Source organism: Streptomyces sp. NPDC017890 (genome assembly GCF_044328675.1).
Taxonomy (GTDB): Bacteria; Actinomycetota; Actinomycetes; order Streptomycetales; family Streptomycetaceae; genus Streptomyces.
The window spans coordinates 128,449-155,336 of sequence record NZ_JBIRHU010000011.1 but is presented as its reverse complement, the minus strand read 5'-3'; the positions used below and the strand labels follow the sequence as shown (position 1 = coordinate 155,336).

Here is a 26,888-nt window from a genome sequence, read left to right as displayed (position 1 = left end):
GACCACAGGTTTCGCCGTCTGAAAGGGGGCCGCTCGCGTGAGTGTGCTCGACGAGATCATCGACGGAGTCCGTGCCGACCTCGCGGAGCGGCAGGCGCGCGTCAGCCTCGACGAGCTCAAGGAGCGCGCGGCCAAGGCTCGCCCCGCCAAGGACGGCGTGTCCGCGCTGCGCGGCGACGGCGTCAAGGTCATCTGCGAAGTCAAGCGCTCCAGCCCGTCCAAGGGCGCGCTGGCCGCCATCGCCGACCCGGCGGGACTCGCCGCGGACTACGAGGCGGGCGGCGCCGCCGTCATCTCCGTCCTCACCGAGCAGCGGCGCTTCGGCGGTTCGCTGGCCGACCTGGAGGCGGTCCGCGCGCGCGTGGACATCCCCGTGCTGCGCAAGGACTTCATCGTCACCTCGTACCAGCTGTGGGAGGCCCGCGCGCACGGCGCCGACCTCGTGCTGCTGATCGTCGCGGCCCTCGAGCAGCCGGCGCTGGAGTCCCTGATCGAGCGGGCCGAGTCCATCGGCCTCACCCCGCTCGTCGAGGTGCACGACGAGGACGAGGTCGAGCGCGCGGTGGACGCCGGCGCCAAGATCATCGGCGTCAACGCGCGCAACCTGAAGACGCTCGAGGTCGACCGCGGCACGTTCGAGCGGGTCGCCCCGGAGATCCCCGCGCACATCGTCAAGGTCGCCGAGTCCGGCGTCCGCGGCCCGCACGACCTCATCGCCTACGCCAACGAGGGCGCCGACGCCGTCCTGGTCGGCGAGTCCCTGGTCACCGGCCGTGACCCCAGGACGGCGGTCTCCGACCTGGTGGCGGCCGGGGAGCACCCGGCACTGCGGCACGGGCGCGGCTGACCCCGCTACACTCGCCGACGATGACGCTCCCGCTCACCCCGACCGCCAGGGACCCGTATGCCCGCCTCGCGCGCGGCTGCCGGCCCCGGGGCTGCCGCGCGCCCGCGCGCAGGGTGCACGGTCGCAGGGTGCGGTACGTCCTCGGAGACGAACCCGGGCAGGTCAATGGCATGCGATGGCCTCAGCGCCCCGTAAGGGGCGCGGGGAACTGCGCGAGCAACCAGAGACGGCCTGAAGGGGCCTGACGACCCGCGCCCCACGGCGAAGGTGCCCACACCAGACACTCACCGTGAGGTTCACGCATGCCCAGCAACTTCTTCATCCCCGACCCGGAGGGGCAGGTCCCCAGCGCCGAGGGCTACTTCGGCGAGTTCGGCGGCAAGTTCATCCCCGAGGCCCTCGTCGCGGCGGTCGACGAGGTGGCCGTCGAGTACGACAAGGCGAAGGCCGACCCCGAGTTCGCCCGCGAGCTGGACGACCTGCTGGTCCACTACACCGGCCGCCCGTCGTCCCTCACCGAGGTCCCCCGTTTCGCCGCGGAAGCGGGTGGCGCCCGGATCTTCCTCAAGCGCGAGGACCTCAACCACACCGGCTCCCACAAGATCAACAACGTGCTCGGGCAGGCCCTGCTGACCAGGCGCATGGGCAAGACCCGCGTGATCGCCGAGACCGGCGCCGGCCAGCACGGCGTGGCGACGGCCACCGCCTGCGCGCTCTTCGGCCTCGACTGCACCATCTACATGGGCGAGATCGACACGCAGCGCCAGGCCCTGAACGTGGCCCGCATGCGCATGCTCGGCGCCGAGGTCATCGCCGTGAAGTCCGGCAGCCGCACGCTGAAGGACGCGATCAACGAGGCCTTCCGCGACTGGGTCGCCAACGTCGACCGCACGCACTACCTGTTCGGCACCGTCGCCGGCCCGCACCCCTTCCCGGCGATGGTGCGCGACTTCCACCGCGTCATCGGCGTCGAGGCCCGCCGCCAGCTCCTGGAGCAGGCCGGACGCCTCCCGGACGCCGCGATCGCCTGCGTCGGCGGCGGCTCCAACGCCATCGGCCTCTTCCACGCCTTCATCCCCGACGCGGACGTCCGCCTCATCGGCTGCGAGCCCGCCGGACACGGCATCGAGACCGGCGAGCACGCGGCCACCCTGAGCGCGGGCGAGCCGGGCATCCTGCACGGTTCCCGGTCCTACGTCCTCCAGGACGACGAGGGCCAGATCACCGAGCCGTACTCGATCTCGGCCGGACTGGACTACCCGGGTATCGGCCCGGAGCATTCCTACCTCAAGGACTCCGGCCGCGGCGAGTACCGTGCGGTCACCGACGACGCCGCCATGCAGGCCCTGCGCCTGCTGTCGCGCACCGAGGGCATCATCCCGGCCATCGAGAGCGCCCACGCGCTGGCCGGCGCCATCGAGGTCGGCAAGGAGCTGGGCAAGGACGGGCTGATCGTCGTCAACCTCTCCGGCCGCGGAGACAAGGACATGGACACCGCCGCCCGCTACTTCGGGCTGTACGACACCGACGCCGAGGTCGCCGCCGACGAGGCAGGCACCGCCGAGATCGAGGGGGACGCCAAGTGAGCGGGAACGTACAGCTGCTGAACGACACCCTCGCCGCGGCGAAGGCCGAGGGCCGTTCCGCCCTCATCGCCTACCTCCCCGCCGGGTTCCCGACCGTGGACGGCGGCATCGCGGCGGTCAAGGCCGCGATCGACGGCGGCGCCGACGTCGTCGAGGTGGGACTGCCGCACAGCGACCCCGTCCTCGACGGGCCCGTCATCCAGACCGCCGACGACATCGCCCTGCGCGGCGGCGTGCGCATCGCCGACGTCATGCGCACCGTCCGGGAGGCGCACGCGGCCACCGGCGCGCCGATCCTCGTCATGACGTACTGGAACCCCATCGACCGCTACGGTGTCGAGCGCTTCACCGCCGAGCTGGCCGAGGCGGGCGGCGCCGGGTGCATCCTGCCCGACCTGCCGGTCCAGGAGTCGGCGCTGTGGAGGGAGCACGCCGACAAGCAGGGACTCGCCACCGTCTTCGTGGTCGCGCCCAGCAGCAGGGACGCCAGGCTCGCCGAGATCACCGCGGCCGGCAGCGGATTCGTCTACGCCGCCTCGCTCATGGGCGTCACCGGCACCCGCGAGTCGGTCGGCGCGCAGGCCGAGGACCTGGTGCGGCGCACCCGCGCCACCACCGGCATCCCCGTCTGCGTCGGGCTCGGCGTCTCCAACGCCGCGCAGGCCGCCGAGGTGGCCGGCTTCGCCGACGGCGTGATCGTCGGCTCGGCGTTCGTCAAGCGCATGCTGGACGCTCCCGACGACGCGGCCGGCCTGGAGGGCGTCCGCACCCTCGCCGCCGACCTGGCGAAGGGCGTGCGCGGACAGGCGTGACGGCAAGCACGTGACGGGGTCCCCCGTACGGGTGGACCTGTGACCGGGGAGGCGCGCTGCGCCTCCCCGGTTCGTTCTGCGGGGTGTGAGCGAGAAGAACCGAGAGGGAAAGCGCACCGCCCGTCAGAAGCTGGCGGCCGAGCGCGAGAAGCAGAAGTCCAAGGACAAGCGCCGGCGCGCGCTGATCGTCGGCGCGAGCGTGGTCTGCGTCCTGGGGCTCGCGGCGGTGATCGGCGTGGTCGCCGCGAACGCGGGCAAGGACGACGGCAGCGAGGCGGCGGGCCCGGTCGTGGCGCCCTCCGGGGCGCAGGGCAAGGACAGCCTCGCGATCCCCGTCGGCAAGGAGAGCGCGAAGTCCACGCTCACCGTCTGGGAGGATTTCCGCTGCCCGGCCTGCAAGGCCTTCGAGCTGGCGTACCGCGACACGATCCACGAGCTCACCGAAGCCGGGCAGCTCAAGGTCGAGTACCACCTGGCGACGATCATCGACGGCAACATGGGCGGAACAGGCTCCCGCAAGTCCGCCAACGCCGCCGCCTGCGCCCAGGACGCGGGCAGGTTCACGTCGTACCACGACGTGCTGTTCACCAACCAGCCGGCGGAGTCCGACGACGCCTTCGCCGACGAGAGCAAGCTGCTCGACCTGGCACGCGAGGCCGACGGCCTCGACACCACCCTCTTCCAGGAGTGCGTCAGGAACGGTACGCACAACAGCTGGGTGGAGAAGTCCAACAAGGCCTTCCTCGACGGCGACTTCGGCGGCACGCCGACCGTCCTGCTGGACGGCGAGAACATCTACCAGGACGGCTCCCTGACACCGGCGAAGCTGAAGCAGATGGTGCGGGACGCCAACAAGTAGCGCGGCGACGGACGGTTCCGGAGCGCCTGCGGGGCGCTCGTTCCGTCCGCCCGTTACGGACCCGTAGCCGGGCTGCCCTCCGCGGGTCCCGCCCGACACGGTAGCGTCGACCCTGCCATGGAACTTGCCTTCATTCCCAGCCCGTCGCGCGGGGTGCTGAACCTCGGTCCCATCCCGCTGCGCGGCTACGCGTTCTGCATCATCATCGGCGTCTTCGTTGCCGTCTGGCTAGGCAACAAGCGCTGGGTCGCCCGGGGCGGGCGGCCCGGCACGGTGGCCGACATCGCGGTCTGGGCCGTTCCGTTCGGCCTGATCGGCGGCCGGCTCTACCACGTGATCACGGACTACCAGCTGTACTTCAGCGAGGGCCGTGACTGGGTCGACGCCTTCAAGATCTGGGAGGGCGGCCTCGGCATCTGGGGCGCGATCGCGTTCGGCGCGCTGGGTGCCTGGATCGGCGCCCGGCGGATGGGCGTCCCGATGCCCGCGTACGCCGACGCCGTCGCCCCCGGCATCGCCCTCGCGCAGGCCATCGGCCGCTGGGGCAACTGGTTCAACCAGGAGCTGTACGGCAAGGCCACCGACCTCCCCTGGGCCGTGGAGATCACCTCGTCGGCAGACGGCCGGGTGCCGGGCACGTACCACCCGACGTTCCTGTACGAGTCGCTGTGGTGCATCGGCGTCGCCGTGCTCGTCATCTGGGCCGACCGCCGCTTCGAGCTCGGCCACGGGCGGGCGTTCGCGCTGTACGTCGCCGCGTACTGCGCGGGCCGGTTCTGGATCGAGTACATGCGCGTCGACGACGCCCACCACATCCTGGGTCTCAGGCTGAACAACTGGACCGCGCTCCTCGTCTTCCTGCTCGCCGTGGTGTACCTGGTGCTCTCGGCGCGGATGCGGCCGGGCCGCGAGGCCGTCATCGAGCCGGGCGCGGAATCCTCCGGCGGTGACGCCGGGGACGACGCGAAGGACGCCGCCGGCGCCGGTTCCGAGGATGCCGGGGACGGCACCGTGAAGCACGAGACCGGCGTGAAGGACGAGACGGACGTGAAGGACGAGACCGGCGTGAAGGACGTGAAGGACGGAGCCGACTCGGCCAAGAAGGGCTGACGGCCCGCCGCCGTACGTCGCCGAGGGCGCCCGGAACTCTCCGGGCGCCCTCGGCGTATGTCAGGACAGGGCGGGCCGCCGGGCCAGCGACAGGGTGCGCTGGGCCGTCGCCACCACCGCCGCGTCGATGAACCGTCCGTCCGGCAGCGCCAGCGCGCCCGGCTGGGCGGTGGCCGCCTTGACGATCGTCTCCGCCTCCTCCAGCTCCCGCTCGGTGGGCAGGTACGCCCGCTCGATGATCGGCAGCTGGCGCGGGTGGATCGCGGCGCGCCCCAGGAAGCCCAGGGCGCGGCCGTGGGCGCAGGACGCCGCCAGGCCCTCGAGGTCCCGGGTGTCCGGATGCACCGTCTGCGACGGCGGTACCAGGCCCGCTGCCCGCGCGGCCACGACCACGCGAGAGCGCGACCAGTCCAGGCCGGCGTCGCCGCGTACGCCGAGGTCGGCGCGGAGGTCCGCCTCGCCGAGGGCGATACCGCGCAGCGACGGATGGGCGCCGGCGATGAGGTGGGCCCGCTCCACGCCGAGGGCCGATTCGAGCAGGGCGTACAGCGGTGGCCCGCCGGTGGCCGTCGCGACGCCGGTGATCTGTCCGGGGGACGTCACCTTGGGCAGTCGCAGCCCGGACAGCCCCGGCAGCGCGGCCAGCGCCGCCAGGTCCGCCGCGGCGAGTGGCCCGTCCAGGGCGTTGACGCGGACGTGGACCGGCACCGGCTGCGGCTCGGTGAGCAGCTCGGCGGTGGCCTCACGGGCGTAGTCCTTGCGGTCCGGGGCGACCGCGTCCTCCAGGTCGACCACGACGACGTCGGCACCGGCGGCCAGCGCCTTGGCGACCACCCGGGGCCGGTCCCCGGGGGCGTACAGCCAGGTCAGCGGGGATGCGGTCATACGACGCCCTCCTCGCGCAGCTCCTTCACGTCCGCCGGGGTGAGGCCCAGCTCGGTCAGCACCTCCTCGGTGTCCGCGCCGTGCGGGCGGCCCGCCCAGCGGATCGCGCCGGGGGTCGCGGAGAGCCGGAAGAGGACGTTCTGCATGCGCAGGGGGCCCAGCTCGGGGTCGTCGACGGTGGTGACGGTGTCGAGGGCCCGGTACTGCGGGTCGGACATCACGTCCCGTACGTCCTGGACCGGGGCGACCGCCGCCTGGGCCTTCTCGAACTCGGCGAGCACGTCGGCGCGGCTGTGCCGGGCGATCCAGTCGCCGACCGCCGCGTCGAGCACGTCGGAGTGCCGGGCCCGGTCGGTGCCCGTGCCGAACCAGGGCTCGTCGATCAGCTCCGGGCGGCCCACCAGGCGCATCACGCGCTCGGCGACCGACTGGGCGGAGGTGGAGACGGCGACCCAGGTGCCGTCGGCGGTGCGGTAGGTGTTGCGCGGGGCGTTGTTCTGCGAGCGGTTGCCGGTGCGCGGCTGGACGTGGCCGAGCTGGTCGTACCAGGTCGGCTGGGGGCCCAGCACGGTCAGGATCGGCTCGATGATCGCCATGTCGACGACCTGGCCCTCGCCGGTGCGTTCCCGGGCGGCCAGCGCCGTCATCACGGCGTACGCCGTCGCCAGCGCGGCGATGGAGTCGGCCAGGCCGAACGGCGGCAGCGTCGGGGGAGCGTCCGGCTCGCCGGTCATCGCGGCGAAGCCGCTCATCGCCTCGGCGAGCGTGCCGAAGCCGGGGCGGCGGGCGTACGGGCCGAACTGGCCGAAGCCGGTGACGCGGGTGAGGACCAGCCGGGGGTTGACGGCGGACAGTTCGTCCCAGCCCAGGTCCCACCTCTCCAGGGTGCCCGGGCGGAAGTTCTCGATGACGACGTCCGCGGTCGCGGCGAGGCGGAGGAGGGTGGTGCGGCCGGCGGGCTTGGACAGGTTCAGGGTGATCGTGCGCTTGTTGCGGCCCAGCAGTTTCCACCACAGGCCGATGCCGTCCTTGGCGGGGCCGTGGCCCCGGGAGGGGTCGGGCCGGTCGGGGTGTTCGACCTTGACGACCTCGGCGCCGAAGTCGCCGAGCATGGTGGCGGCGAGCGGGCCCGCGAAGAGGGTGGCGAGGTCGAGGACGCGCAGACCGGTCAGTGGGGAGGCCGGGGAGGCGGGGGAGGCGGGGGCAGGGGTCACGCGGGGCTGGGGCATGGGCGGGTGGCCTCCCGGTGGGTGAGGTGGGCGAGGGTGTCGAAGCCGGTGCCGTCGAAGTCGCCGACGGAGGTGGCCAGGCGGTTCTTCAGCGGTGCCGTCCAGTGCTCGGGCAGGGCGGCGGGGGAACCGGCGAGGAGGCCGGCGACGCTGCCGGCGGTGGCGCCGTTGGAGTCGGTGTCCCAGCCGCCGGACACGGCACGGGAGACCGAGCCGGTGAAGTCGCCGTCCGCGTGGGTGAGGGCGGCGGCGATCAGGGCCGTGTTGGGGACGGCGTGGACCCAGTGGTGGGTGGGGGAGTGGCGGGCGTGGAGCGCGTCCACGACCGTGTCGAAGCCGGTGTGCGTCCCGGCGAGGCGGATGGCGTGGCGGACGGCGGTCGCGAGCCGGGAGCCGGGCGGTACGACCGTGAGGCCCGCGCGCAGGCAGGCGTGGACGTCATGGGCACCGGTGGCGGCGGTGGCGATGACGGCCGCCGCGAACATCGCCGCGTAGACGCCGTTGGCGGTGTGGGTGAGGGTGGCGTCGCGGTGCGCCTGCGCGGCAGCGGCTGCCGGGTCGCCGGCGTTGGTCCAGCCGTGCACGTCGGCCCGGATCAGGGCGCCGATCCACTCGCGGAACGGGTTGCGGTGGCGGGCGGTGTGCGGGGGTTCGAGGCCGCCGAGCAGGTTGCGGTAGGCGAGGCGTTCGGCGGTGAAGGTGCGGCCGGCGGGGAGTTCGTCGAGCCAGAGGCGGGCGACGTCGGCGGTGGTGAAGTTCCTGCCGTGGCGTCGGAGGAGCAGGAGGCCCAGGAGGGGGTAGTTGAGGTCGTCGTCCTCCGGCATGCCGTCGATGTTCTCCGCGAGGGAGGTGGGTGCGGAGCGGCGGTTCCACGGGTACGCGGTGGTGAGGTCCCCGGGCAGGCCCCGGGCGGTGAAGTACGTGGTCGGGGGCCAGTTGCCGGCGGCCCGGGCGAGGAGCCGGATGCCGGTCAGGGGGAGCTTCTCGACCGGTTTGCCGAGGAGGCAGCCGGCGGCCCGGCCGAGCCAGGCGGCTTCGAGGCGGGCGCAGGACACGGTGACGGCCGAGGATCGGGGTGCGGGCCAGCCCGGGCACAGGGCCTTGATCCGGTCCAGGTCCGTGGGCTCCGCGTCGGCCAGCGGGCTCGGCAGGCCGGACAGTTCGTCCAGCAGGTCCTCCGCGAGCCGCCGCAGGCGGCGGGAGGCCGGCCGGGAGGAGGCCCCCGCCCGGGCGGGGGCCTCGCAGCCGCCCGCCGCCCGCCAGCGCGCCGCGACCGCCGACGGGTCCCGGCCGTCCTGCGCCGCCTGGCGCAGCTCGTGGCCGATCAGGTCCTCGGGCTGGACCCAGGTCAGCCGGAGCATCCCGCACCCCCGATCGCGGTGAACGCCCGCTCGTGCGCGCGGCGCCGCGTCACGTCGCGCTCGAAGACCTCCCGGGCCACCGAGGTGAGTGTCGACGCCGGTTGCCACAGGTCCAGGCGGCTCGCCTCCGCGACCGTCTTCGCCCAGTCCTCCGGGACCGGTGAGCCCAGCGCCCCGGCCAGCGCGCCCGCCATCGTGGCGATGGAGTCGCAGTCGCGGCCGTAGTTCACCGCGCCGAGGACCGCGTGCCGGTAGTCGCCACCGGCGACGAGGAGCATGCCGAGGGCGACGGGCAGTTCCTCGATCGCGTGCAGCCGGGACGGGCGGCGGGCGCCGAGCGAGGGCGCGCGGTAGTCGGCGCCCACCGTGTCGTACGGGGCGACCGCCTCCCGCAGCGGCACGAGCGCCGACTCGAACTCCGAGTACCGCGAGGCCACTTCGCAGACCGCCTCGATCGCCGCCCGGGTGCCGTCCTTCGCCAGGGACAGACAGGCCGCCACCACCGAGGCCGGCGTCGCCCCGGGCAGGCAGGCCGCGGCCACCGCCGCCGCGAGGACACCGGCCGCCTCACGGCCGTACGACGACTGGTGCGCGCCCGCGACGTCCAGCGCCTCGGCGTAGGCGCCCGCCGGATGGCCCGCGTTGACCAGGCCGACCGGGGCCATGTACATCGCGGCACCGCAGTTGACGATGTTGCCGGTGCCCGCCTCGCGCGGGTCCACGTGGCCGTAGTGGATCCTCGCCACCAGCCACTTCTCCGCCAGGAAGATCCGCTGGAGCGGGATGGCCTCCGCCTCCAGTTCCGGAATCCAGCGCGGGTCGGTCATCAGGTCCGGGACCAGGTGCTCGGCGACCGAGTAGGCGTCGAGGTGGTCGCGGACCGTGTCGTACACCCGTACCAGCGCGTGGGTCATCAAGGTGTCGTCGGTGATGTGGCCGTCGCCCTTGTGGTACGGGGCGATGGGGCGGGCGGTGCGCCAGGCGCCGCCGTTCCAGGGGCCGACGACGCCGTGGACGCGGCCGCCGTGGCGTTCGAGGATCTGCTCGGGGGAGTAGCCCTCGACCGGGCCGCCGAGGGCGTCGCCGACGGCCGCGCCGACGAGGGCGCCGGTGACGCGCTCCTCCAGGGTGGCCGTGCCGCTTTCCGTTGTGCCGGGTGTCCTCATGTCATGTCTCGTCCTTCTCGTCCCTGTGGTCCTTCCGGGCCTTCTGGTCCTTCTCGCCGGGACGGTTGCGTGGCGTGCAGGAGTCCGGCGAGTTCGACCAGGTCGGTGCCGGTGAGGCGGGGCAGTACGCAGCCGGGCAGGGTGCGGCAGGCCTCCCTCCAGGACGCGGGGACGGACGTGCCGCCGCCCAGCGCGCCGGTGAGGGCGCCGGCCAGTGCGGGAGCGGAGTCCGCGACCCTGGAGAGGCAGGCCGCCGCCGGTACGGCCTCCGCGACGCGGCCCCGGGCGGCGGTGGCCAGCGCGAGGGCGACCGGGACGGTCTCGGCGGCGGCGATGCCGTAGCTGTAGACGTGGTCGACGATCCTGTGCTCCAGCAGTGGGACGAGAGCGAAGGCGCTCTCGGCGTCCGCCGCCAGTGCCAGCGCCAGGCGGGCGTTTCGGCCGATCTCCGTTTCCTCGGGGAGTTCGGCGAGCGCGGCCGTCACGCAGGTACGTACGTCGGTGCCGTCGAGAGCGCACGCCACTGCCGCCGCCATGGCCCGGGCGCCGTGCACGCCGTCGCCGTCCTGGGTGTAGCGGGCGTCGAACTCGGCGAGGTCGGCGGCGAGCCGCGGGGCGCCGGGGTGGGCGACGGCGAGGACGCAGGCCCGGACGCAGGCGGCGTCGTCGAAGTAGTGCGGGTTGTCGTGGCCGGTGGCGGGCGGGCGCAGGCCGGTGGCGAGGTTGCCGAGCCCGGCCCGTACCGAGATGCGGGCGCGCAGCGGAAGTACGGCCGACTCGACCTCGGGGGCGCGGTCTGCCGCGGCGGCCACCTCGCTGGCGACGGCGTTCCAGGTCAGGTCGATCGCGGCACGCATCCGCCGCTCCCGGCTGAGGTCGCCGAGCGCGCTGTCGTCCCCGGCGCGCAGCACCGCCTCCGCCGCGAAGGCGGCCCACTCGGCGTCGTCCGACGGTCCGAGGCGGAGCGGCTCCGAGGGCTGGTTGAGGGCGATGGGGACGGGGAGGGTGGTGGTCGCGTTCTGCTCGGCGAAGGTGTCCAGTTCGCGGGTGAGGCGGCGCGTCCACTCGGGCATCCGGGCGGCCCGGTGCCGGGCGGCGGGCCAGCCGGCGGCGTCCCCCGCGGCGAGCCCGAGGAGAAGGCCCTCGATACGGTCGGGCCCCGGCGCCGCGCGGGCCGGCGTGGCGGACCCGGGCTCGGCTCCCGGCCGGTGCCCGCTCCCGGCGGGCGCCGACTCCTCCGGCGCGCCGGGCGGGGCGACGTACGCGGTGGTGGCCGGCTCCTCACCGGCGGCACGGGACCTGCTCACGGCCCCACCCCCGTCGCCGCGTCACCGTACGGCACGGTTCCGGGCCCGGCGCGCCCTGCGGGGTCCGGCTCCGGTACGGCGGTGCCGCGCGGTGCCGGGCCCTGGTCCGCCGCGGCGAGAGGGGCGCTGCGTACCCGGTCGCCGTGCTCCGCGAGCGCGCCGCCCGGTACCGGAGCGAGCCGGTCGTCCCGTACCGGAGCGAGCCCGTCGTCCGGTGCGGACTTCTGGTCTCGGTGGGGTGGGGGCTTCTGTCCTCGGTTCGGTGGGGGTTCCGGGTCTCGGTCCGGTGCGGACTCCTGGCCTCGGTCCGGTGGGGGCCCCTGTGGTCGGTCCGGTGCCGGTTCCAGTCCGCGGGCCGACCCGGCGGGCCCTGGTACGGAGCCGTCGGCGGGTCCCGGTACGGAGCCGTCGGCGGGCGCCCGTACGGGGCCGGTGTGCCGTGTGGCGTGCTCGCCCGGGGCGGGGGCGTCGCGGGGGCGGGGGCTCCCGCCCCGTGGGCCGTTGCGGGCCCGGGCGGTGCGTGAGCGGTCCTCCCGGTCCTCCGCGTCCCGGTCCTCCGCGTCCCGGTCCTCCGCGTCCCGGTTCTCCGCGCTCCGCGTCTCCGCGTCCCGCGTCAGCAGGTCCGCGACCTCCAGCACATGGTGGCCCGCCATCGACGGCAGGCAGCTGCCGCGGGCCGGGCCGATGGCCGCCGCCCACTCGGCCGGGATCGCGGCGGCGCCCCGGGACGCACCGGCCAGGGCGCCGGCCACCGCCGCCGTGGTGTCGGCGTCGCGGCCCATGTTGACGGCCGTCAGCACGGCGTCCGTGAAGTCGCCGTCGGCCGCCGCGTACGCGCCGAAGGCGAGGGCGACCGCCTCGGGGGCGAGGTCGGTCCAGGGGTAGCCGCCGATGACCACCGCGGAGCGGACGGCGCGTTCGCCGAGGTGGGCCGCGGTCATCGCGCGGCGCAGGCAGCGGGCCGTCCAGGAGTCGTCCGGGACGACGGCCAGGGCGGAGGCCACGACCGCGACGGTCGGCGCCCCCGCCATCGCCGCCGCGACACCCGCCGCCACCGCCTGGCCGCCGTAGATGCCCTCGCCGTCGTGGCTGACCGAGCCGTCGATCGCCACCAGCCGGGCAGCCTCGGCGGGCCGGCCCGCCGCGAACACGCCGTGGGGCGCGGCCCGCATGGCCAGTCCGTCGCTCCAGGCGTGGCGGTGCTGGGCGGAGACGGGGGCGGCCAGACCGCGGCGCAGGTTCTCCAGGGTGCCGCGTTCGCTGAAGCCCGCGCCCCGGAACGGGCCCTCCTCCCGGTCCGCGATCCACTCGTGCCAGGCCGTCTCGACATGGCCGGGGGTGAGTGCGGAGCCGTATCGGGCCAGCAGCAGGCCCGAGAAGATCGCGTACTCGGTGTCGTCGGTGCCGGCCGGCTTCTTCGCCACGTATCCCGTGATCCGCCCCCAGCGGGCGCGGATCTCGGAGGGCAGCATGTTCTCGGCCGGCGCCCCGAGGGCGTCGCCGACGGCCAGCCCGAGCAGCGCGCCGCGGGCCCGTTCGCGGAGTCCGACGGCGTCCCCGGGCGCGGGGGCCGGGGGAATGCAGGCGGTGGATGCCATGCGGCCTCTCCTCTCCCTTTGCGGATGTGTCCCCGGTGCGGTGCGCAGCGCAGCCTCACAGGCTTCAGCGTCACCCGGTCGACATATGTGCACACAAGATCACGGATGAGCGTCGGGAGGTAAAACCGCAGGTAAGCCCAGCCTTTCCTTGCTGGCGACGTGGAATTTGCCGACGTAGATTGGTTGTTGTCGAGAAGTAGAACGTGTCCAAGCTAGTTTTTCCGGGGGATCCCGCATGGCCATCATCGAAACCGAGGCGCCGCTGCACGAGGCGCACCGCGACAACCACACGCACCGCGACGTGAACGGCGGCTGGCTGCGCCCCGCCGTCTTCGGCGCGATGGACGGCCTGGTCTCCAACCTCGCCCTGATGACCGGCGTCGCGGGCGGCGCGGCCGCTCAGCAGACCGTCGTCCTGAGCGGGCTGGCCGGGCTGGCCGCCGGCGCCTTCTCGATGGCCGCCGGCGAGTACACCTCCGTCGCCTCGCAGCGCGAGCTCGTCGAGGCCGAGCTGGACGTGGAGCGCCAGGAGCTGAGGAAGCACCCGGCGGACGAGGAGGCCGAGCTCGCCGCGCTCTACGAGGCCCGCGGCGTCGAAACCGGCCTCGCCCGCGAGGTCGCCCGTCAGCTGTCCCGCGACCCCGAGCAGGCCCTGGAGATACACGCCCGCGAGGAACTGGGCATCGACCCCTGCGACCTGCCGTCGCCGCTGGTCGCGGCCGTTTCGTCGTTCGGGTCCTTCGCGCTGGGCGCCCTGCTCCCCGTCCTGCCGTTCCTGCTCGGTGCCAGTGCGCTGTGGCCCGCGGTGGTGCTCGCGCTGGCCGGGCTGTTCCTGTGCGGCGCGGTGGTCGCCAAGGTCACGGCACGCAGCTGGTGGTACAGCGGGCTGCGGCAGCTCGTCCTCGGTGGCGCGGCGGCCGGTGTGACGTACGTCCTGGGCAGTCTGTTCGGAACGGCCGTAGGATAGCTCGGCTCGGACTTATGCGTCGGACCGCATAAGTAACCGTTACTCGCTGGTTTCGAGCGTGTGATCCCCGGGCATGAGCCGTAAGCGCTGCAGGCAACGAGGCCCGCCGCGCGCCCGCGGAGTGAGCGACGGCGCTTCCTCCGCGTCTCGGACCGACGGGCATCGATCTGTCCGCTTCGGTCTCCACAGCCTCCACCGCCGGGTGTGCGGAACCCCGCCGCGACCCCTCGGTGTCCACATGTTGGAACGGATTATCCCGCTTTCCGAGAACCGCTCCATCATGTAATCTGCACCAAATTTTGCACACACGCAGAGGGCCAACGTCGTCCCTCGGCACTTTGCACCTGCCAGATGACGACGACGGGAGAGCCGATGCGTACGCCGCGCCAGCCGTCCCAGCACTCCGCGAATGGCCAGAACCGGTCCTTCATGGATGCTCGCCCTGCCGCGCAGGGTATGTACGACCCCCGCAACGAGCACGACGCCTGCGGCGTCGGTTTCGTCGCCACTCTCACCGGCGAGGCTTCGCACACCCTGGTCGACCAGGCGCTCACCGTGCTGCGCAACCTGGAGCACCGGGGCGCCACCGGCTCCGAGCCCGACTCGGGCGACGGCGCGGGCATCCTCTCCCAGGTACCGGACGCCTTCTTCCGCGAGGTGGCCGGATTCGAACTGCCCGAGGCCGGGGCGTACGCCGTCGGCATCGCCTTCCTGCCGGTGGACGGCACCGAGGACGCCGTCTCGCGAATCGAGACGATCGCGACCGAGGAGGGCCTCACCGTCCTCGGCTGGCGCGAGGTCCCGGTCGCCCCGCAGATGCTCGGCGCCACCGCCCGTTCCACCATGCCGGTCTTCCGCCAGATCTTCGTGACCGACGGCACGTCGCAGGGCATCGCCCTCGACCGCCACGCCTTCGCGCTGCGCAAGCGCGCCGAGCGTGAGGCCGACGTCTACTTCCCGTCGCTGTCCGCGCGGACCATCGTCTACAAGGGCATGCTGACCACCGGCCAGCTGGAGCCGTTCTTCCCGGACCTGTCCGACCGCCGCTTCGCCTCCGCGATCGCGCTCGTGCACTCCCGGTTCTCGACGAACACCTTCCCGGCCTGGCCGCTCGCCCACCCCTACCGCTTCGTCGCGCACAACGGCGAGATCAACACGGTCAAGGGCAACCGCAACTGGATGGTCGCCCGCGAGTCCCAGCTCGCCTCCGACCTGTTCGGCTCGTCCCCCGACCTGGAGCGGCTCTTCCCGATCTGCACGCCGGACGCCTCGGACTCCGCCTCCTTCGACGAGGTCCTGGAACTGCTGCACCTCGGCGGGCGTTCGCTGCCGCACTCCGTGCTGATGATGATCCCGGAGGCGTGGGAGAACCACGAGTCCATGAACATCAAGGACTCGGCCCGGCGCGCCTTCTACCAGTTCCACTCCACGATGATGGAGCCCTGGGACGGCCCCGCCTGCGTCACCTTCACCGACGGCACCCAGGTCGGCGCCGTCCTCGACCGCAACGGCCTGCGCCCCGGCCGCTACTGGGTCACCGACGACGGCCTCGTCGTCCTCGGCTCCGAGGTCGGCGTCCTGGACATCGACCCGGCCAAGGTCGTCCGCAAGGGCCGCCTCCAGCCCGGCCGCATGTTCCTCGTGGACACCGCCGAGCACCGCATCATCGAGGACGACGAGATCAAGGCCCAGCTCGCGGCGGAACAGCCGTACGCCGAGTGGATCGAGGCCGGCGAGATCGAGCTGTCCGACCTGCCCGAGCGCGAGCACATCGTGCACACCCACGCCTCGGTCACCCGCCGCCAGCAGACCTTCGGCTACACCGAGGAGGAACTGCGCGTCATCCTCGCGCCGATGGCCAAGGCCGGCGCCGAGCCGATCGGCTCCATGGGCACCGACTCACCGATCGCCGCGCTCTCCGACCGCCCCCGGCTGCTCTTCGACTACTTCACCCAGCTGTTCGCGCAGGTCACCAACCCGCCGCTGGACGCGATCCGCGAGGAGCTGGTCACCTCCCTGCGCTCCTCCCTGGGACCGCAGGGCAACCTGCTCGACCCGACGGCCGCGTCCTGCCGCAGCGTCCTGCTGCCCTTCCCGGTCATCGACAACGACGAGCTGGCCAAGCTCATCCACATCAACGCCGACGGCGACATGCCCGGCTTCAAGGCCGCGACCCTCTCCGGTCTCTACCGGGTGCACGGCGGCGGTGACGCGCTGGCCGCGCGCATAGAGGACATCTGCGCCGAGGCCGACGCCGCCATCGAGAACGGCGCCCGGCTCATCGTCCTGTCCGACCGCCACTCGGACGCCGAGCACGCACCGATCCCCTCGCTGCTGCTCACCGCGGCCGTCCACCACCACCTCATCCGCACCAAGCAGCGCACCCAGGTGGGCCTGCTGGTCGAGGCCGGTGACGTCCGCGAGGTCCACCACGTCGCCCTGCTCATCGGCTTCGGCGCCGCCGCCGTCAACCCGTACCTGGCGATGGAGTCCGTCGAGGACCTGGTCCGCGCGGGCACCTTCCTGCCCGGCGCCGAGCCCGAGCAGGCCATCCGGAACCTGATCTACGCCCTCGGCAAGGGCGTCCTCAAGGTCATGTCCAAGATGGGCATCTCCACCGTCGCCTCCTACCGCGGCGCCCAGGTCTTCGAGGCCGTCGGCCTGGACGAGGCCTTCGTCGCGAAGTACTTCAACGGCACCGCCACCAAGATCGGCGGCGTCGGCATCGACGTCATCGCCAAGGAGGTCGCCGCCCGGCACGCCAAGGCGTACCCGGCCAGCGGCATCGCGCCCGCCCACCGCGCCCTGGACATCGGCGGCGAGTACCAGTGGCGCCGCGAGGGCGAGCCGCACCTGTTCGACCCGGAGACGGTCTTCCGCCTCCAGCACTCCACGCGCTCCGGCGAGTACGACATCTTCAAGAAGTACACCGAGCGCGTGAACGAGCAGTCCGAGCGCCTGATGACGCTGCGCGGCCTGTTCGGGTTCAAGAGCGACCGGCAGCCGATCTCCCTCGACGAGGTCGAGCCCGTCTCCGAGATCGTCAAGCGCTTCTCCACCGGCGCCATGTCGTACGGCTCCATCTCCCAGGAGGCGCACGAGACCCTCGCCATCGCCATGAACCAGCTGGGCGGCAAGTCCAACACCGGTGAGGGCGGCGAGGACCCGGAGCGCCTGTACGACCCGGCGCGCCGCTCCTCGATCAAGCAGGTCGCCTCCGGCCGCTTCGGCGTCACCTCCGAGTACCTGGTCAACGCCGACGACATCCAGATCAAGATGGCCCAGGGCGCCAAGCCCGGCGAGGGCGGCCAGCTGCCCGGCCACAAGGTGTACCCCTGGGTCGCCAAGACCCGCCACTCCACGCCCGGCGTCGGCCTGATCTCCCCGCCGCCGCACCACGACATCTACTCCATCGAGGACCTGGCCCAGCTGATCCACGACCTGAAGAACGCGAACCCGCAGGCGCGGATTCACGTCAAGCTGGTCTCCGAGGTCGGCGTCGGCACGGTCGCGGCGGGTGTGTCGAAGGCGCACGCGGACGTCGTCCTCATCTCCGGCCACGACGGCGGCACCGGCGCCTCGCCGCTGACCTCGCTGAAGCACGCGGGCGGCCCCTGGGAGCTCGGCCTCGCCGAGACCCAGCAGACCCTGCTGCTCAACGGCCTGCGCGACCGGATCGTCGTCCAGACCGACGGCCAGCTCAAGACCGGCCGGGACGTCGTCATCGCCGCGCTGCTCGGCGCCGAGGAGTTCGGTTTCGCGACCGCGCCGCTCGTCGTCTCCGGCTGCGTCATGATGCGCGTCTGCCACCTGGACACCTGCCCGGTCGGCATCGCCACCCAGAACCCGGTGCTCCGCGACCGGTTCTCCGGCAAGGCCGAGTACATCGTGAACTTCTTCCGGTTCATCGCCGAGGAGGTCCGCGAGATCCTCGCCGAGCTGGGCTTCCGCTCCATCGAGGAGGCCGTCGGCCACGCCGAGACCCTCGACGTCACCCGCGCCGTCCACCACTGGAAGGCACAGGGCCTCGACCTGGAGCCGCTGTTCCACGTGCCCGCGCTGCCCGAGGGCGCGGTGCGCCACCAGACGGTCCTCCAGGACCACGGGCTGGAGAAGGCGCTCGACAACCAGCTCATCAAGCTCGCCTCCGACGCCCTGGGCGCCTCGGACGCGACCGACGCCGTCCCCGTGCGCGCCCAGGTCGCCATCCGCAACATCAACCGCACGGTCGGCACCATGCTCGGCCACGAGGTCACGAAGAAGTTCGGCGGCGCGGGCCTGCCCGACGACACCGTCGACATCACCTTCACCGGCTCCGCCGGCCAGTCCTTCGGCGCCTTTGTCCCGCGCGGCATCACGCTGCGCCTGGAGGGCGACGCCAACGACTACGTCGGCAAGGGCCTGTCCGGCGGCCGGATCGTCGTCCGCCCCGACCGGGGCGCCGACCACCTCGCCGAGTACTCCACCATCGCCGGCAACACCATCGGCTACGGCGCCACCGGCGGCGAGATGTTCCTGCGCGGCAAGGTCGGCGAGCGCTTCTGCGTCCGCAACTCCGGCGCGCTGGTCGTCTCCGAGGGCGTCGGCGACCACGGCTGCGAGTACATGACCGGCGGCCACGCGGTCGTCCTCGGCGAGACCGGACGCAACTTCGCGGCCGGCATGTCCGGCGGCGTCGCCTACGTCATCGACCTCGACCGCGACAACGTCAACGCCGGCAACACGGGCGCGATCGAGGCACTCGACGACACCGACCGGCAGTGGCTGCACGACGTGGTGCGCCGCCACCACGAGGAGACGGGCTCGACCGTCGCCGAGAAGCTGCTCGCCGAGTGGCCCGCCGCCGTGGAGCGCTTCAGCAAGATCATTCCCAGTACGTACAAGGCAGTGCTCGCCGCCAAGGACGCCGCCGAGCGAGCCGGTCTCTCCGAGACCGAGACCACCGAGAAGATGATGGAGGCGGCGACCAATGGCTGATCCCAAGGGCTTCCTGAACCACGGACGCGAGGTCGCCCAGACCCGCCCCGTCGAGGAGCGCGTCAAGGACTGGAACGAGGTCTACGTCCCCGGCTCCCTGCTGCCGATCATCAGCAAGCAGGCCAGTCGGTGCATGGACTGCGGCATCCCGTTCTGCCACAACGGCTGCCCGCTCGGGAACCTGATCCCCGAGTGGAACGACTACGCCTACCGCGAGGACTGGCAGGCCGCGCAGGAGCGCCTGCACGCCACGAACAACTTCCCGGAGTTCACCGGCCGGCTGTGCCCGGCCCCGTGCGAGTCGGCGTGCGTGCTCGGCATCAACCAGCCGCCGGTCACCATCAAGAACGTCGAGGTCTCGATCATCGACAAGGCGTGGGAGACCGGGGACGTCGCCCCGCAGATCCCCGAGCGCCTTTCCGGCAAGACCGTCGCCGTCATCGGCTCCGGCCCGGCCGGTCTCGCCGCCGCCCAGCAGCTCACCCGGGCCGGCCACACCGTCGCCGTCTACGAGCGCGCGGACCGCGTCGGAGGCCTCCTGCGGTACGGCATCCCCGAGTTCAAGATGGAGAAGCGGCACATCAACCGCCGCATCGAGCAGATGCGCGCCGAGGGCACCCGCTTCCGTACCGGTGTCGAGATCGGCCGCGACCTCAAGGCCACCGACCTGAAGAAGCGCTACGACGCCGTCGTCATCGCCGCCGGCGCCACCACCGCCCGCGACCTGCCGGTCCCCGGCCGCGAGCTCCAGGGCATCTACCAGGCCATGGAGTACCTGCCCCTGGCCAACAAGGTCCAGGAGGGTGACTACGTCGCCCCGCCGATCACGGCCGAGGGCAAGCACGTCGTCGTCATCGGCGGCGGCGACACCGGCGCCGACTGCGTGGGCACCGCCCACCGCCAGGGCGCGGCCTCCGTCACCCAGCTGGAGATCATGCCCCGCCCGGGCGAGGAGCGGAACCCGGTCTCCCAGCCGTGGCCGACCTTCCCCATGCTGTACAAGGTCACCTCGGCCCACGAGGAGGGCGGCGAGCGGGTCTACGCCGTCTCCACCACCCACTTCGAGGGCGACGAGGACGGCAACGTCCAGTGGCTGCACATGAGCGAGGTCGAGTTCATCGACGGCAAGCTCACCCCCAAGCCGGGCACCGAGCGCAAGATCCCGGCCCAGCTGGTCACCCTCGCCATGGGCTTCACCGGCACGGACCGGGAGAACGGACTGGTCGACCAGTTCGGCCTGGAGCTCGACGCACGGGGTAACATCGCCCGGGACGCCGACTTCCAGACCAACGTGCCGGGTGTCTTCGTCGCCGGTGACGCCGGCCGCGGCCAGTCGCTCATCGTCTGGGCGATCGCGGAGGGCCGCTCGGCCGCCCGCGGCGCCGACAGCTTCCTGACCGGAGCCAGCGAACTGCCGGCCCCGATCCGCCCGACGGACCGCGCCCTCGCGGTCTGACGGACGGAACAACCGAAGAACGTCCCGCACAAAGGCGTGCGGAACACTGATGGCGCCTGCCCTGTCCCCGACCGGACAAAGGGGCAGGCGCCGTCGCATGCGCGGCTACGGCGGCCTGTACGTCTCCCCGTACGACCCTTACAGCGGGATCTCTCCGCCTGTCAGCTCCGAGACCCTGACCACCGCCGTCACCGCCAGCAGCACCACCAGCCCCACGCACGCCCCCACCTGCACCGTCACCCGGCGCCCGTCCCGGGGCGCGTACGCGTACGCCAGGCCCAGCGCGCCGCCCACCAGCAGGCCGCCGAGATGGCCCTGCCAGGAGGTGAGCCCGGCGGACACCACCAGCCACAGCAGCAGGAACGCCATGAAACGGTTGACCGAGGCCGTGTCCGCGCCCACACGGCGGTGCAGGACGTAGTACGCGGCACCCAAGCCGAAGATCGCGCCCGACGCGCCGACCGAGGACTGCCCGGGGTCGGAAAGCACCAGCTGCAGGACGGACCCGCCGAGCGCCGACAGCAGGTACAGGACGGCGAAACGGACCCGGCCCAGCATCAGCTCCACCACCCGCCCCAGCTGCCACAACGCGACCATGTTCATCGTGATGTGCAGGATCCCGAACGTCCCCTCGAAGGGCGACAGGTGGAGGAAGGCACCGGTGAGCATCCGCTCCCACTCACCCGCGACGATCCCCTCGGCGCGGAAGTCCCCCAGGTACACGCCCCGGTAGACGTAGTGGCCGCCGTCCGGGCCGACCAGTCGCGCCGCGACCATCGAGAACCGGTCCACGATCTCCGGCCGCACCACCTCCGCCAGGTACGCGAGGAGGCTGAGCCCGAACAGGACGTACGTCACCACAGGCGTCGTCGAGACCCGCCCGCCGACGATCGTCCGCGCCTGCCGGAGCGACCGCGCCCCCTCCTTCACACACTCGGGGCAGTGGTGCCCCACGGACGCCTCCCGCATGCAGTCGGGGCAGATGTGACGCTCGCAGCGGGTGCAGCGGACGTGGCACTCCACCGCGGGATGGCGGTAGCAGGTGGTGACGGCGGACTCGGAATCCACGGCCGGCTCCTCGGGACGGGACGGACGGTGAGCCGGTGGGGACGGCGGCGAACAAAATAGCGAACGCCTGTGGACGAGCTGAAAGGAGGGTCGCGCCGTGCCGTAACCTCGGCAGCCAGATGCCGTAAGTCCCAGGGATGACGGGGGAGTCCGCATGGCCGCGATCAGTCTCACCAAGGTGCGGGAGACCGCCCCCGCGCTGGTCGAACCGTACAAGAGCGCCGGGGTGTCGCTGACCAAGCACGGACTGGAGGGGACCCGGGCGGCGGTCTACCTCGTCGTCGACTACTCCGGCTCCATGAAGCCGTACTACAAGGACGGCAGCGTACAGGCGCTCGCCGACCGGGTGCTCGGACTGTCCGCGCACCTCGACGACGACGGCACCGTACCGGTCGTGTTCTTCTCCACGGACGTCGACGCCGTCACCGACATCGCGCTCGCCGACCACGAGGGGCGGATCGAGCGGATCGTGGCCGGCCTCGGACACATGGGCAAGACCAGCTACCACCTGGCCATGGACGCCGTCATCGACCACTACCTGGACAGCGGCGCCCGCCACCCCGCCCTGGTCGTCTTCCAGACCGACGGCGGCCCCATCAACCGGCTCGCCGCCGAACGGTACCTGTGCAAGGCGGCACCGCTGCCCCTGTTCTGGCAGTTCGTCGGCTTCGGCGACCCCGGCAGCCGCCAGTTCGAGTACCTGCGCAAACTCGACGACCTCGCGGTCCCGGCCAAGCGGGCCGTCGACAACGCCGGGTTCTTCCACGCGGGCCGCGACCCGCGCAAGGTGACCGACGCCGAACTGTACGACCGCCTGGTCGGCGAATTCCCCCAATGGCTGGTGGCCGCACGCGCGCAGGGCATCGTGCGGCCCTAGGAACCCCCGGGACGGGACGGCCGGTGAGGGGTCAGTGCGTCAGCGAGAACCCCAGCACCACACCCGCCGACACCTCCACCGTCCCCGGCGCGAGATCTCCGGCCGAGCCGCCGCCCCCGCCGCCGTGGCCGCGGTACTGGCGGAAGGACTCGGCGTCCACGTCCTGGATGTGCACCACCGGGCCCAGCCGCACCCCCGCCGCCTCCGTGTACACCTCGGCCTTGCGCCGGGCGGCCGCCACCGCCCTGCGGCGGGCCTCGTCGCGCATCGCCGGCTTGTCGTGCACGTCGAACTCGACGCCGTCGATCCGGTGCGCGCCCGCGTCGACCGCGTCCACGATCAGCCGCTGGAGATCGTCCAGCGCCCCGGTCTCCACGGAGTACGAGGTCTGGCAGCGGTAGCCGAGGAACCTCCGCTCGCCGCCGTAGCCGTCGTACTCCGAGCTGAGCTTGAGCCGGGAGCCCGAGACCGAGGTGTCCGGTATCCCGTGCCGGCGCAGCACGTCCCGCAACCGCGTCACCGCCGTGCCCGCCTCCTGGAACGCCCGGTCCGGCGCGGGCTCCAGCACGTCCACCGCCAGCTTCAACCGCACCAGCTGCGGCTCGGCCCGCACACTGCCCGCACCGAAGACACTGATCCCCCAGGGCTCGTCGATCGTCTCAGTCATGCGCGCATTGAAGCACCGCACGCCCGTTCACGTATCGCACTCCAGTACCGTCCGGCACAGCCCGCACCGCGCCCGCACCCGCCCCCGCACCGGCACCCTGATCCGCTGATGACAGGTCGGGCACGGGAACGACACCCGCAGCGGCCCCCGCCCGCCCGGCGTGAAGGAGTACGGCCCGTCCACCGGAAGGGCCGCGGCACCATGCGGGTCCTGGGCATGACGCCGGTCCCGCGCATACCGGCGTCGGCCCGCCCAGCCCGCACCGGTCAGCGGCGGCTGCTGCTCGTCCCGGCGCGCCCGGGCCATACCCTTCACGTACGCCGTGTAGGCCTGCGCACTGGTGAACCACACCGACGGGTCCTCACCGAACACCAGCGCCCGCTTCGCCAGGACGTAGCCGAACTCCTCCGGCGTCAGATACCCCAGCTTCTGCGACGACGCCGAATCCTCCCGATAGGCGTCCAGCAGCAGCCAACCGGCACCCAGATACGTCGTCGCCGTGTCGGTGAGGATCTCGTTGTCCCGAAGACCGGCGAAGGACAGGTCGAGACGGTGCAGATACACGTGCATCACCTCGTGCGCCAGGGCCGCGCCGATGTCCCGGCGATGCGCGCGGAACCGGTCGTTCAGCTCGATGAAGTACTCCGGACCCGCCGCGAGCTCGACACTCGCCGCATGCGTCATCTCCCGGAAGGACACGATCATCCGCGCATCCGGAAGACGGTAATGACGCACCAGCTCGTGCGCCACCCGCTGCGCGCCCAGATACAGGTCATCGGTGTCGCAGAACGCCACGTCCGCCGGCGCCACGCTGGCCGAGAACGTCCGCACGGTGTCGCACGACAACCGCCTGTACAGCGCGGTGACGGCCGCCCGCACCGTCTCCAGATGCGGGAAACCATGCTCGACCGGTCCGCCGTTCGCCACGCCCGACCCCCAAGACGCCCGAAGCCCTGCCCCCACTGTACGAGGACAGCCGGGCCGCCGGGCGTTCACCGCCTGAGACGGTCAGCCACGGCCCGCAATCCGCCCTTAGGGTGAACACCCATGACCACCAGCCACACCGGTACCGGTGCCGTCGACCCCGCCGTCCGTGAGGAGCTGGCCCGGCTGCGGGACAGCATCGACAACATCGACGCAGCCGTCGTCCACATGCTCGCCGAACGCTTCAAATGCACCCAGCAGGTCGGCCACCTCAAGGCCCGGCACCAGCTGCCGCCCGCCGATCCGACCCGGGAGGCGAAACAGATCGCCCGGCTGCGCACCCTCGCCGAGAGCGCCAAACTCGACCCGGCGTTCGCCGAGAAGTTCCTGAACTTCATCATCGCCGAGGTCATCCACCACCACGAGCGCATCGCGGAGGACAACGGCAACGGCAGCGCCCCGGCCTCCGACTGACTCCGCGGGCCCCGCGCCCCCACCCACGGGGGCGCACGCCGGAGAGCACGCCGGCCACCGCGGCGGACCGGACAAACCCCGCGTACCCATCCGCCTCTGTGCCCTGCCGACCGCATCAGGCAGCATGTCGTGCATGTCCGTACTGACGCGCGACGAAGCGCAGACCCGAGCCCGGCTCCTCGACGTCCACCACTACACGATCGACCTCGATCTGACCCGTGGGGACGACACCTTCGACTCCCGCACCGTCATCCGCTTCACCGTCCGCGGCGAGCCGGACACCACGGACACCTTCGTCGAGATCAAGCCCGCCGAGCTGCGCACCGTCACCCTGGACGGACACCCCCTCGACCCGGCCGGCCTCGACGACAACCGGCTGACCCTGAAGAACCTCACCCCCGGCGAGCACGAGCTGCACGTCGAAGCGGCCATGCGCTACTCCCGCACCGGCGAGGGCATGCACCGCTTCACCGACCCCGCCGACGGCGAGACCTACGTCTACACCCAGCTGTTCATGGACGACGTCCAGCGCGTCTTCGCCGCCTTCGACCAGCCCGACCTCAAGGCCGTCTTCGACCTGACCGTCACCGCACCCCAGGGCTGGACCGTCCTCGCCAACGGCATCACCGAACACACCGGCGACGGCCACTGGAAGGCCGCCACCACCCCCCTCATCTCCACCTACCTCGTCGCAGTCGCCGCCGGCCCCTGGCACTCCGTACGCACCGAACACCGCGGCCTGCCCTTCGGCCTCCACTGCCGCCGCTCCCTCGCCCCCCACCTGGACGCCGACGCCGACGAACTCCTCGACGTCACCCGCGGCTGCTTCGACCGCTACCACGAGAAGTTCACCGAGCCCTACCCCTTCGACTCCTACGACCAGGCGTTCGTCCCCGAATTCAACGCCGGCGCCATGGAGAACCCCGGCCTGGTCACCTTCCGCGACGAATTCGTCTTCCGCTCCGCCGTCACCGACACCCAGCGACAGACCCGCGCCATGGTCATCGCCCACGAGATGGCCCACATGTGGTTCGGCGACCTCGTCACCCTCAAGTGGTGGGACGACATCTGGCTGAACGAGTCCTTCGCCGAGTACATGGGCTACCAGACCACCGCCGAAGCCACCCGCTTCACCGACACCTGGACCGACTTCGGCGTCGCCCGCAAACCCTGGGGCTACGACGCCGACCAACGCCCCTCCACCCACCCCGTAGCCCCCGAAAACGTCCCCGACACCGCCTCCGCCCTCCTCAACTTCGACGGCATCTCCTACGCCAAGGGCGCCTCCGCCCTGCGCCAACTCGTCACCTGGCTCGGCGAGAAGGACTTCCTCGCCGGCATCAACACCCACTTCGACCGGCACAAGTTCGCCAACGCCACCCTCGCCGACTTCATCGACTCCCTCGCCGCCACCACCGACCGCGACGTCCACGCCTGGGCCGACGCCTGGCTGCGCACCACCGGCGTCGACACCCTCACCCCACACGTCACCGGCGACAACGGCACCCGCGCCCTCACCGTCCACCGCACCGGCACCCGCCCCCACCGCATCGCCGCAGGCCTCTACGACCAGGACCTCACCGACCAGGGCCGGTTCACCCTGCGCGAACGCCTCGACCTCGACATCCCGCAGACCGAACCCCGGCCCATCGGCAAACGCCCCGCCCTCATCGTCCTCAACGACGGCGACCTCACCTACGCCAAGATCCGCTTCGACACCGACTCCTTCCAGACCCTGCGCACCAGCCTCTCCGGCCTGCCCGACCCCCTCACCCGAGCCGTCGCCTGGAACGCCCTGCGGGACGCCGTCCGCGACGGCCAGCTCCCCGCCACCACCTACCTCGACATCGCCCGCGCCCACCTCCCCCACGAAACCGACCTCGCCCTCGTCGACGGCGTCCTCACCTTCGCCGCCACCCAGGTCGCCGACCGCTACCTCACCCCCGCACAACGGCCCGCCGCCCTCACCACCCTCACCGACCTCTGCCGCGACCTCATCCGCCGCACCGAGGACGGCGACCACCCCGGACTGCGCCTCATCGCCGTACGCCACCGCATCGCCACCGCCGCCCACCCCGACACCATCGCCGCCTGGCTCGCCGACGGCAGCATCCCCGGCGGACCCGAACTCGACCCCGAACTGCGCTGGCGCATCCTCACCCGCCTCGCCGTCCTCGGCGCCACCGACGAAGCCGCCATCGCCGCCGAACTCGAACGCGACCCCAGCGACACCGGCCAGGAAGGCGCCGCCCACTGCCGCGCCGCCCTGCCCCACCCCGACGCCAAGAGCCGCGCCTGGCACGCCATGTTCACCACCGACGACCTCTCCAACTACCTGTTCACCGCCACCGCCAAGGGCTTCTGGCAGCCCGAACAAGCCGACCTCGTACGCGACTACGTACCGCGCTACTACACCGAAGCCGTCGCAGTCGCCGCCCGCCGCGGCCCCGCCATCGCCGACGCCGCCGGCCGCTGGGCCTTCCCCGCCCACGCCGTCGACACCGACAACCTGCGCCTCGGCCAGGAATGCCTCACCGACGCCGACCCCACCCCCGCCCTGCGCCGCAAACTCACCGACCAGCTCGACGACCTCGCCCGCGCCCTGCGCGTACGGGAGACGAACACCCACTGACCCCGACGCGGCCGGCCCCCAGCCCGGGGCCGGCCGCAGGCATACCACTTTCGGGTTGTGATCTTGAGCTGTCCGGGCGTACGCAC

The 26,888-nt window shown here is 72.5% G+C and carries 20 protein-coding genes and 1 pseudogene; 12 read left to right on the top strand and 9 right to left on the bottom strand.

Annotation, left to right across the window (positions count from 1 at the left end):
- The first annotated feature begins 37 nt into the window (after positions 1-37).
- The 6 genes from trpC (at position 38) to lgt (ending at position 5,214) form a co-directional block, all read left to right on the top strand.
- On the top strand, positions 38-847 hold the full coding sequence (gene trpC, locus ACH4F2_RS16725; protein ID WP_398133440.1) for an indole-3-glycerol phosphate synthase TrpC: 810 nt from the start codon (positions 38-40) through the stop codon (positions 845-847).
- A gap of 20 nt (positions 848-867) precedes the next feature.
- A complete protein-coding gene (trpM, locus tag ACH4F2_RS16720) occupies positions 868-1,092 on the top strand; it encodes a tryptophan biosynthesis modulator TrpM (RefSeq protein ID WP_398133439.1) in 225 nt (74 codons plus the stop codon).
- A gap of 57 nt (positions 1,093-1,149) precedes the next feature.
- A complete protein-coding gene (gene trpB, locus ACH4F2_RS16715; protein WP_398133438.1) occupies positions 1,150-2,433 on the top strand; it encodes a tryptophan synthase subunit beta in 1,284 nt (427 codons plus the stop codon).
- On the top strand, positions 2,430-3,245 hold the full coding sequence (gene trpA / locus ACH4F2_RS16710; protein WP_398133437.1) for a tryptophan synthase subunit alpha: 816 nt from the start codon (positions 2,430-2,432) through the stop codon (positions 3,243-3,245). Before trpB ends, trpA begins: the two co-directional genes overlap by 4 nt.
- Before the next feature lie 85 nt (positions 3,246-3,330).
- Positions 3,331-4,104, top strand: a complete 774-nt coding sequence (locus ACH4F2_RS16705) for a thioredoxin domain-containing protein (protein ID WP_398133436.1) — start codon at positions 3,331-3,333, stop codon at positions 4,102-4,104.
- 117 nt (positions 4,105-4,221) lie between these two features.
- Positions 4,222-5,214, top strand: a complete 993-nt coding sequence (gene lgt / locus ACH4F2_RS16700; RefSeq protein WP_398133435.1) for a prolipoprotein diacylglyceryl transferase — start codon at positions 4,222-4,224, stop codon at positions 5,212-5,214.
- A gap of 60 nt (positions 5,215-5,274) precedes the next feature.
- Here the strand turns inward: lgt and ACH4F2_RS16695 are convergent, their stop codons facing one another.
- The 6 genes and pseudogenes from ACH4F2_RS16695 to ACH4F2_RS16670 all read right to left on the bottom strand — a co-directional run.
- Entirely contained in the window at positions 5,275-6,099 is an 825-nt protein-coding gene (locus ACH4F2_RS16695) for an HpcH/HpaI aldolase/citrate lyase family protein (protein ID WP_398133434.1), read from the bottom strand.
- The gene (locus tag ACH4F2_RS16690; RefSeq protein WP_398133433.1) at positions 6,096-7,328 is read right to left on the bottom strand and encodes a CaiB/BaiF CoA transferase family protein; all 1,233 of its coding nucleotides are present in this window, start codon (positions 7,326-7,328) and stop codon (positions 6,096-6,098) included. Before ACH4F2_RS16690 ends, ACH4F2_RS16695 begins: the two co-directional genes overlap by 4 nt.
- A complete protein-coding gene (locus ACH4F2_RS16685) occupies positions 7,310-8,689 on the bottom strand; it encodes an ADP-ribosylglycohydrolase family protein (RefSeq protein WP_398133432.1) in 1,380 nt (459 codons plus the stop codon). Before ACH4F2_RS16685 ends, ACH4F2_RS16690 begins: the two co-directional genes overlap by 19 nt.
- Positions 8,677-9,855, bottom strand: a complete 1,179-nt coding sequence (locus ACH4F2_RS16680) for an ADP-ribosylglycohydrolase family protein (RefSeq protein WP_398133431.1) — start codon at positions 9,853-9,855, stop codon at positions 8,677-8,679. The genes ACH4F2_RS16685 and ACH4F2_RS16680 overlap by 13 nt, the downstream gene beginning before the upstream one ends.
- On the bottom strand, positions 9,852-11,162 hold the full coding sequence (locus ACH4F2_RS16675; protein WP_398133430.1) for an ADP-ribosylglycohydrolase family protein: 1,311 nt from the start codon (positions 11,160-11,162) through the stop codon (positions 9,852-9,854). Before ACH4F2_RS16675 ends, ACH4F2_RS16680 begins: the two co-directional genes overlap by 4 nt.
- A 607-nt stretch (positions 11,163-11,769) precedes the next feature.
- Positions 11,770-12,760: pseudogene (locus tag ACH4F2_RS16670) on the bottom strand (ADP-ribosylglycohydrolase family protein); the annotation flags it as partial.
- Between the two features lie 235 nt (positions 12,761-12,995).
- On the opposite strand from ACH4F2_RS16670, the gene ACH4F2_RS16665 reads away from it, so the two are divergent.
- The 3 genes from ACH4F2_RS16665 (at position 12,996) to ACH4F2_RS16655 (ending at position 20,160) form a co-directional block, all read left to right on the top strand.
- Positions 12,996-13,727: a VIT1/CCC1 transporter family protein gene (locus ACH4F2_RS16665; RefSeq protein ID WP_398133429.1), complete on the top strand. Its 732-nt coding sequence runs from the start codon at positions 12,996-12,998 to the stop codon at positions 13,725-13,727.
- A gap of 429 nt (positions 13,728-14,156) precedes the next feature.
- Positions 14,157-18,704 (top strand): glutamate synthase large subunit, encoded by a 4,548-nt coding sequence (gene gltB / locus ACH4F2_RS16660; RefSeq protein WP_398133428.1) that lies wholly within the window; start codon positions 14,157-14,159, stop codon positions 18,702-18,704.
- Positions 18,697-20,160 carry a glutamate synthase subunit beta gene (locus ACH4F2_RS16655; RefSeq protein WP_398133427.1) on the top strand — a complete coding sequence of 488 codons (1,464 nt, stop codon included), beginning with the start codon at positions 18,697-18,699 and terminating at the stop codon, positions 20,158-20,160. Before gltB ends, ACH4F2_RS16655 begins: the two co-directional genes overlap by 8 nt.
- Positions 20,161-20,298: 138 nt before the next feature.
- Here the strand turns inward: ACH4F2_RS16655 and ACH4F2_RS16650 are convergent, their stop codons facing one another.
- Positions 20,299-21,228: a rhomboid family intramembrane serine protease gene (locus ACH4F2_RS16650; protein ID WP_398133426.1), complete on the bottom strand. Its 930-nt coding sequence runs from the start codon at positions 21,226-21,228 to the stop codon at positions 20,299-20,301.
- Positions 21,229-21,382: 154 nt separating this feature from the next.
- On the opposite strand from ACH4F2_RS16650, the gene ACH4F2_RS16645 reads away from it, so the two are divergent.
- Positions 21,383-22,105 (top strand): vWA domain-containing protein, encoded by a 723-nt coding sequence (locus tag ACH4F2_RS16645; protein WP_398133425.1) that lies wholly within the window; start codon positions 21,383-21,385, stop codon positions 22,103-22,105.
- Positions 22,106-22,136: 31 nt separating this feature from the next.
- On the opposite strand, the gene ACH4F2_RS16640 is transcribed toward ACH4F2_RS16645, so the two are convergent.
- Both ACH4F2_RS16640 and ACH4F2_RS16635 read right to left on the bottom strand, forming a co-directional pair.
- Positions 22,137-22,772 (bottom strand): SIMPL domain-containing protein, encoded by a 636-nt coding sequence (locus tag ACH4F2_RS16640; protein WP_398133424.1) that lies wholly within the window; start codon positions 22,770-22,772, stop codon positions 22,137-22,139.
- A gap of 27 nt (positions 22,773-22,799) precedes the next feature.
- Positions 22,800-23,699, bottom strand: coding sequence for a hypothetical protein (locus ACH4F2_RS16635; RefSeq protein ID WP_398133423.1), 900 nt, complete (start codon positions 23,697-23,699; stop codon positions 22,800-22,802).
- A gap of 120 nt (positions 23,700-23,819) precedes the next feature.
- Here ACH4F2_RS16635 and ACH4F2_RS16630 point away from each other — a divergent pair, with 120 nt between their 5' ends.
- Both ACH4F2_RS16630 and pepN read left to right on the top strand, forming a co-directional pair.
- Positions 23,820-24,170, top strand: coding sequence for a chorismate mutase (locus tag ACH4F2_RS16630; RefSeq protein WP_398133422.1), 351 nt, complete (start codon positions 23,820-23,822; stop codon positions 24,168-24,170).
- 133 nt (positions 24,171-24,303) lie between these two features.
- Positions 24,304-26,802 carry an aminopeptidase N gene (pepN, locus tag ACH4F2_RS16625; protein ID WP_398133421.1) on the top strand — a complete coding sequence of 833 codons (2,499 nt, stop codon included), beginning with the start codon at positions 24,304-24,306 and terminating at the stop codon, positions 26,800-26,802.
- The last annotated feature ends 86 nt before the right edge of the window (positions 26,803-26,888 follow it).

Bases quoted from the DNA above. Each gene is read 5' to 3' on its own strand.
- trpM (WP_398133439.1), top strand. From the start codon at position 868: ATGACGCTCCCGCTCACCCCGACCGCCAGGGACCCGTATGCCCGCCTC.
- trpB (WP_398133438.1), top strand. From the start codon at position 1,150: ATGCCCAGCAACTTCTTCATCCCCGACCCGGAGGGGCAGGTCCCCAGC.
- lgt (WP_398133435.1), top strand. From the start codon at position 4,222: ATGGAACTTGCCTTCATTCCCAGCCCGTCGCGCGGGGTGCTGAACCTC.
- ACH4F2_RS16695 (WP_398133434.1), bottom strand. From the start codon at position 6,099: ATGACCGCATCCCCGCTGACCTGGCTGTACGCCCCCGGGGACCGGCCC.
- ACH4F2_RS16690 (WP_398133433.1), bottom strand. From the start codon at position 7,328: ATGCCCCAGCCCCGCGTGACCCCTGCCCCCGCCTCCCCCGCCTCCCCG.
- ACH4F2_RS16685 (WP_398133432.1), bottom strand. From the start codon at position 8,689: ATGCTCCGGCTGACCTGGGTCCAGCCCGAGGACCTGATCGGCCACGAG.
- ACH4F2_RS16680 (WP_398133431.1), bottom strand. From the start codon at position 9,855: ATGAGGACACCCGGCACAACGGAAAGCGGCACGGCCACCCTGGAGGAG.
- ACH4F2_RS16665 (WP_398133429.1), top strand. From the start codon at position 12,996: ATGGCCATCATCGAAACCGAGGCGCCGCTGCACGAGGCGCACCGCGAC.
- gltB (WP_398133428.1), top strand. From the start codon at position 14,157: ATGGATGCTCGCCCTGCCGCGCAGGGTATGTACGACCCCCGCAACGAG.
- ACH4F2_RS16655 (WP_398133427.1), top strand. From the start codon at position 18,697: ATGGCTGATCCCAAGGGCTTCCTGAACCACGGACGCGAGGTCGCCCAG.
- ACH4F2_RS16645 (WP_398133425.1), top strand. From the start codon at position 21,383: ATGGCCGCGATCAGTCTCACCAAGGTGCGGGAGACCGCCCCCGCGCTG.
- ACH4F2_RS16640 (WP_398133424.1), bottom strand. From the start codon at position 22,772: ATGACTGAGACGATCGACGAGCCCTGGGGGATCAGTGTCTTCGGTGCG.
- ACH4F2_RS16630 (WP_398133422.1), top strand. From the start codon at position 23,820: ATGACCACCAGCCACACCGGTACCGGTGCCGTCGACCCCGCCGTCCGT.
- pepN (WP_398133421.1), top strand. From the start codon at position 24,304: ATGTCCGTACTGACGCGCGACGAAGCGCAGACCCGAGCCCGGCTCCTC.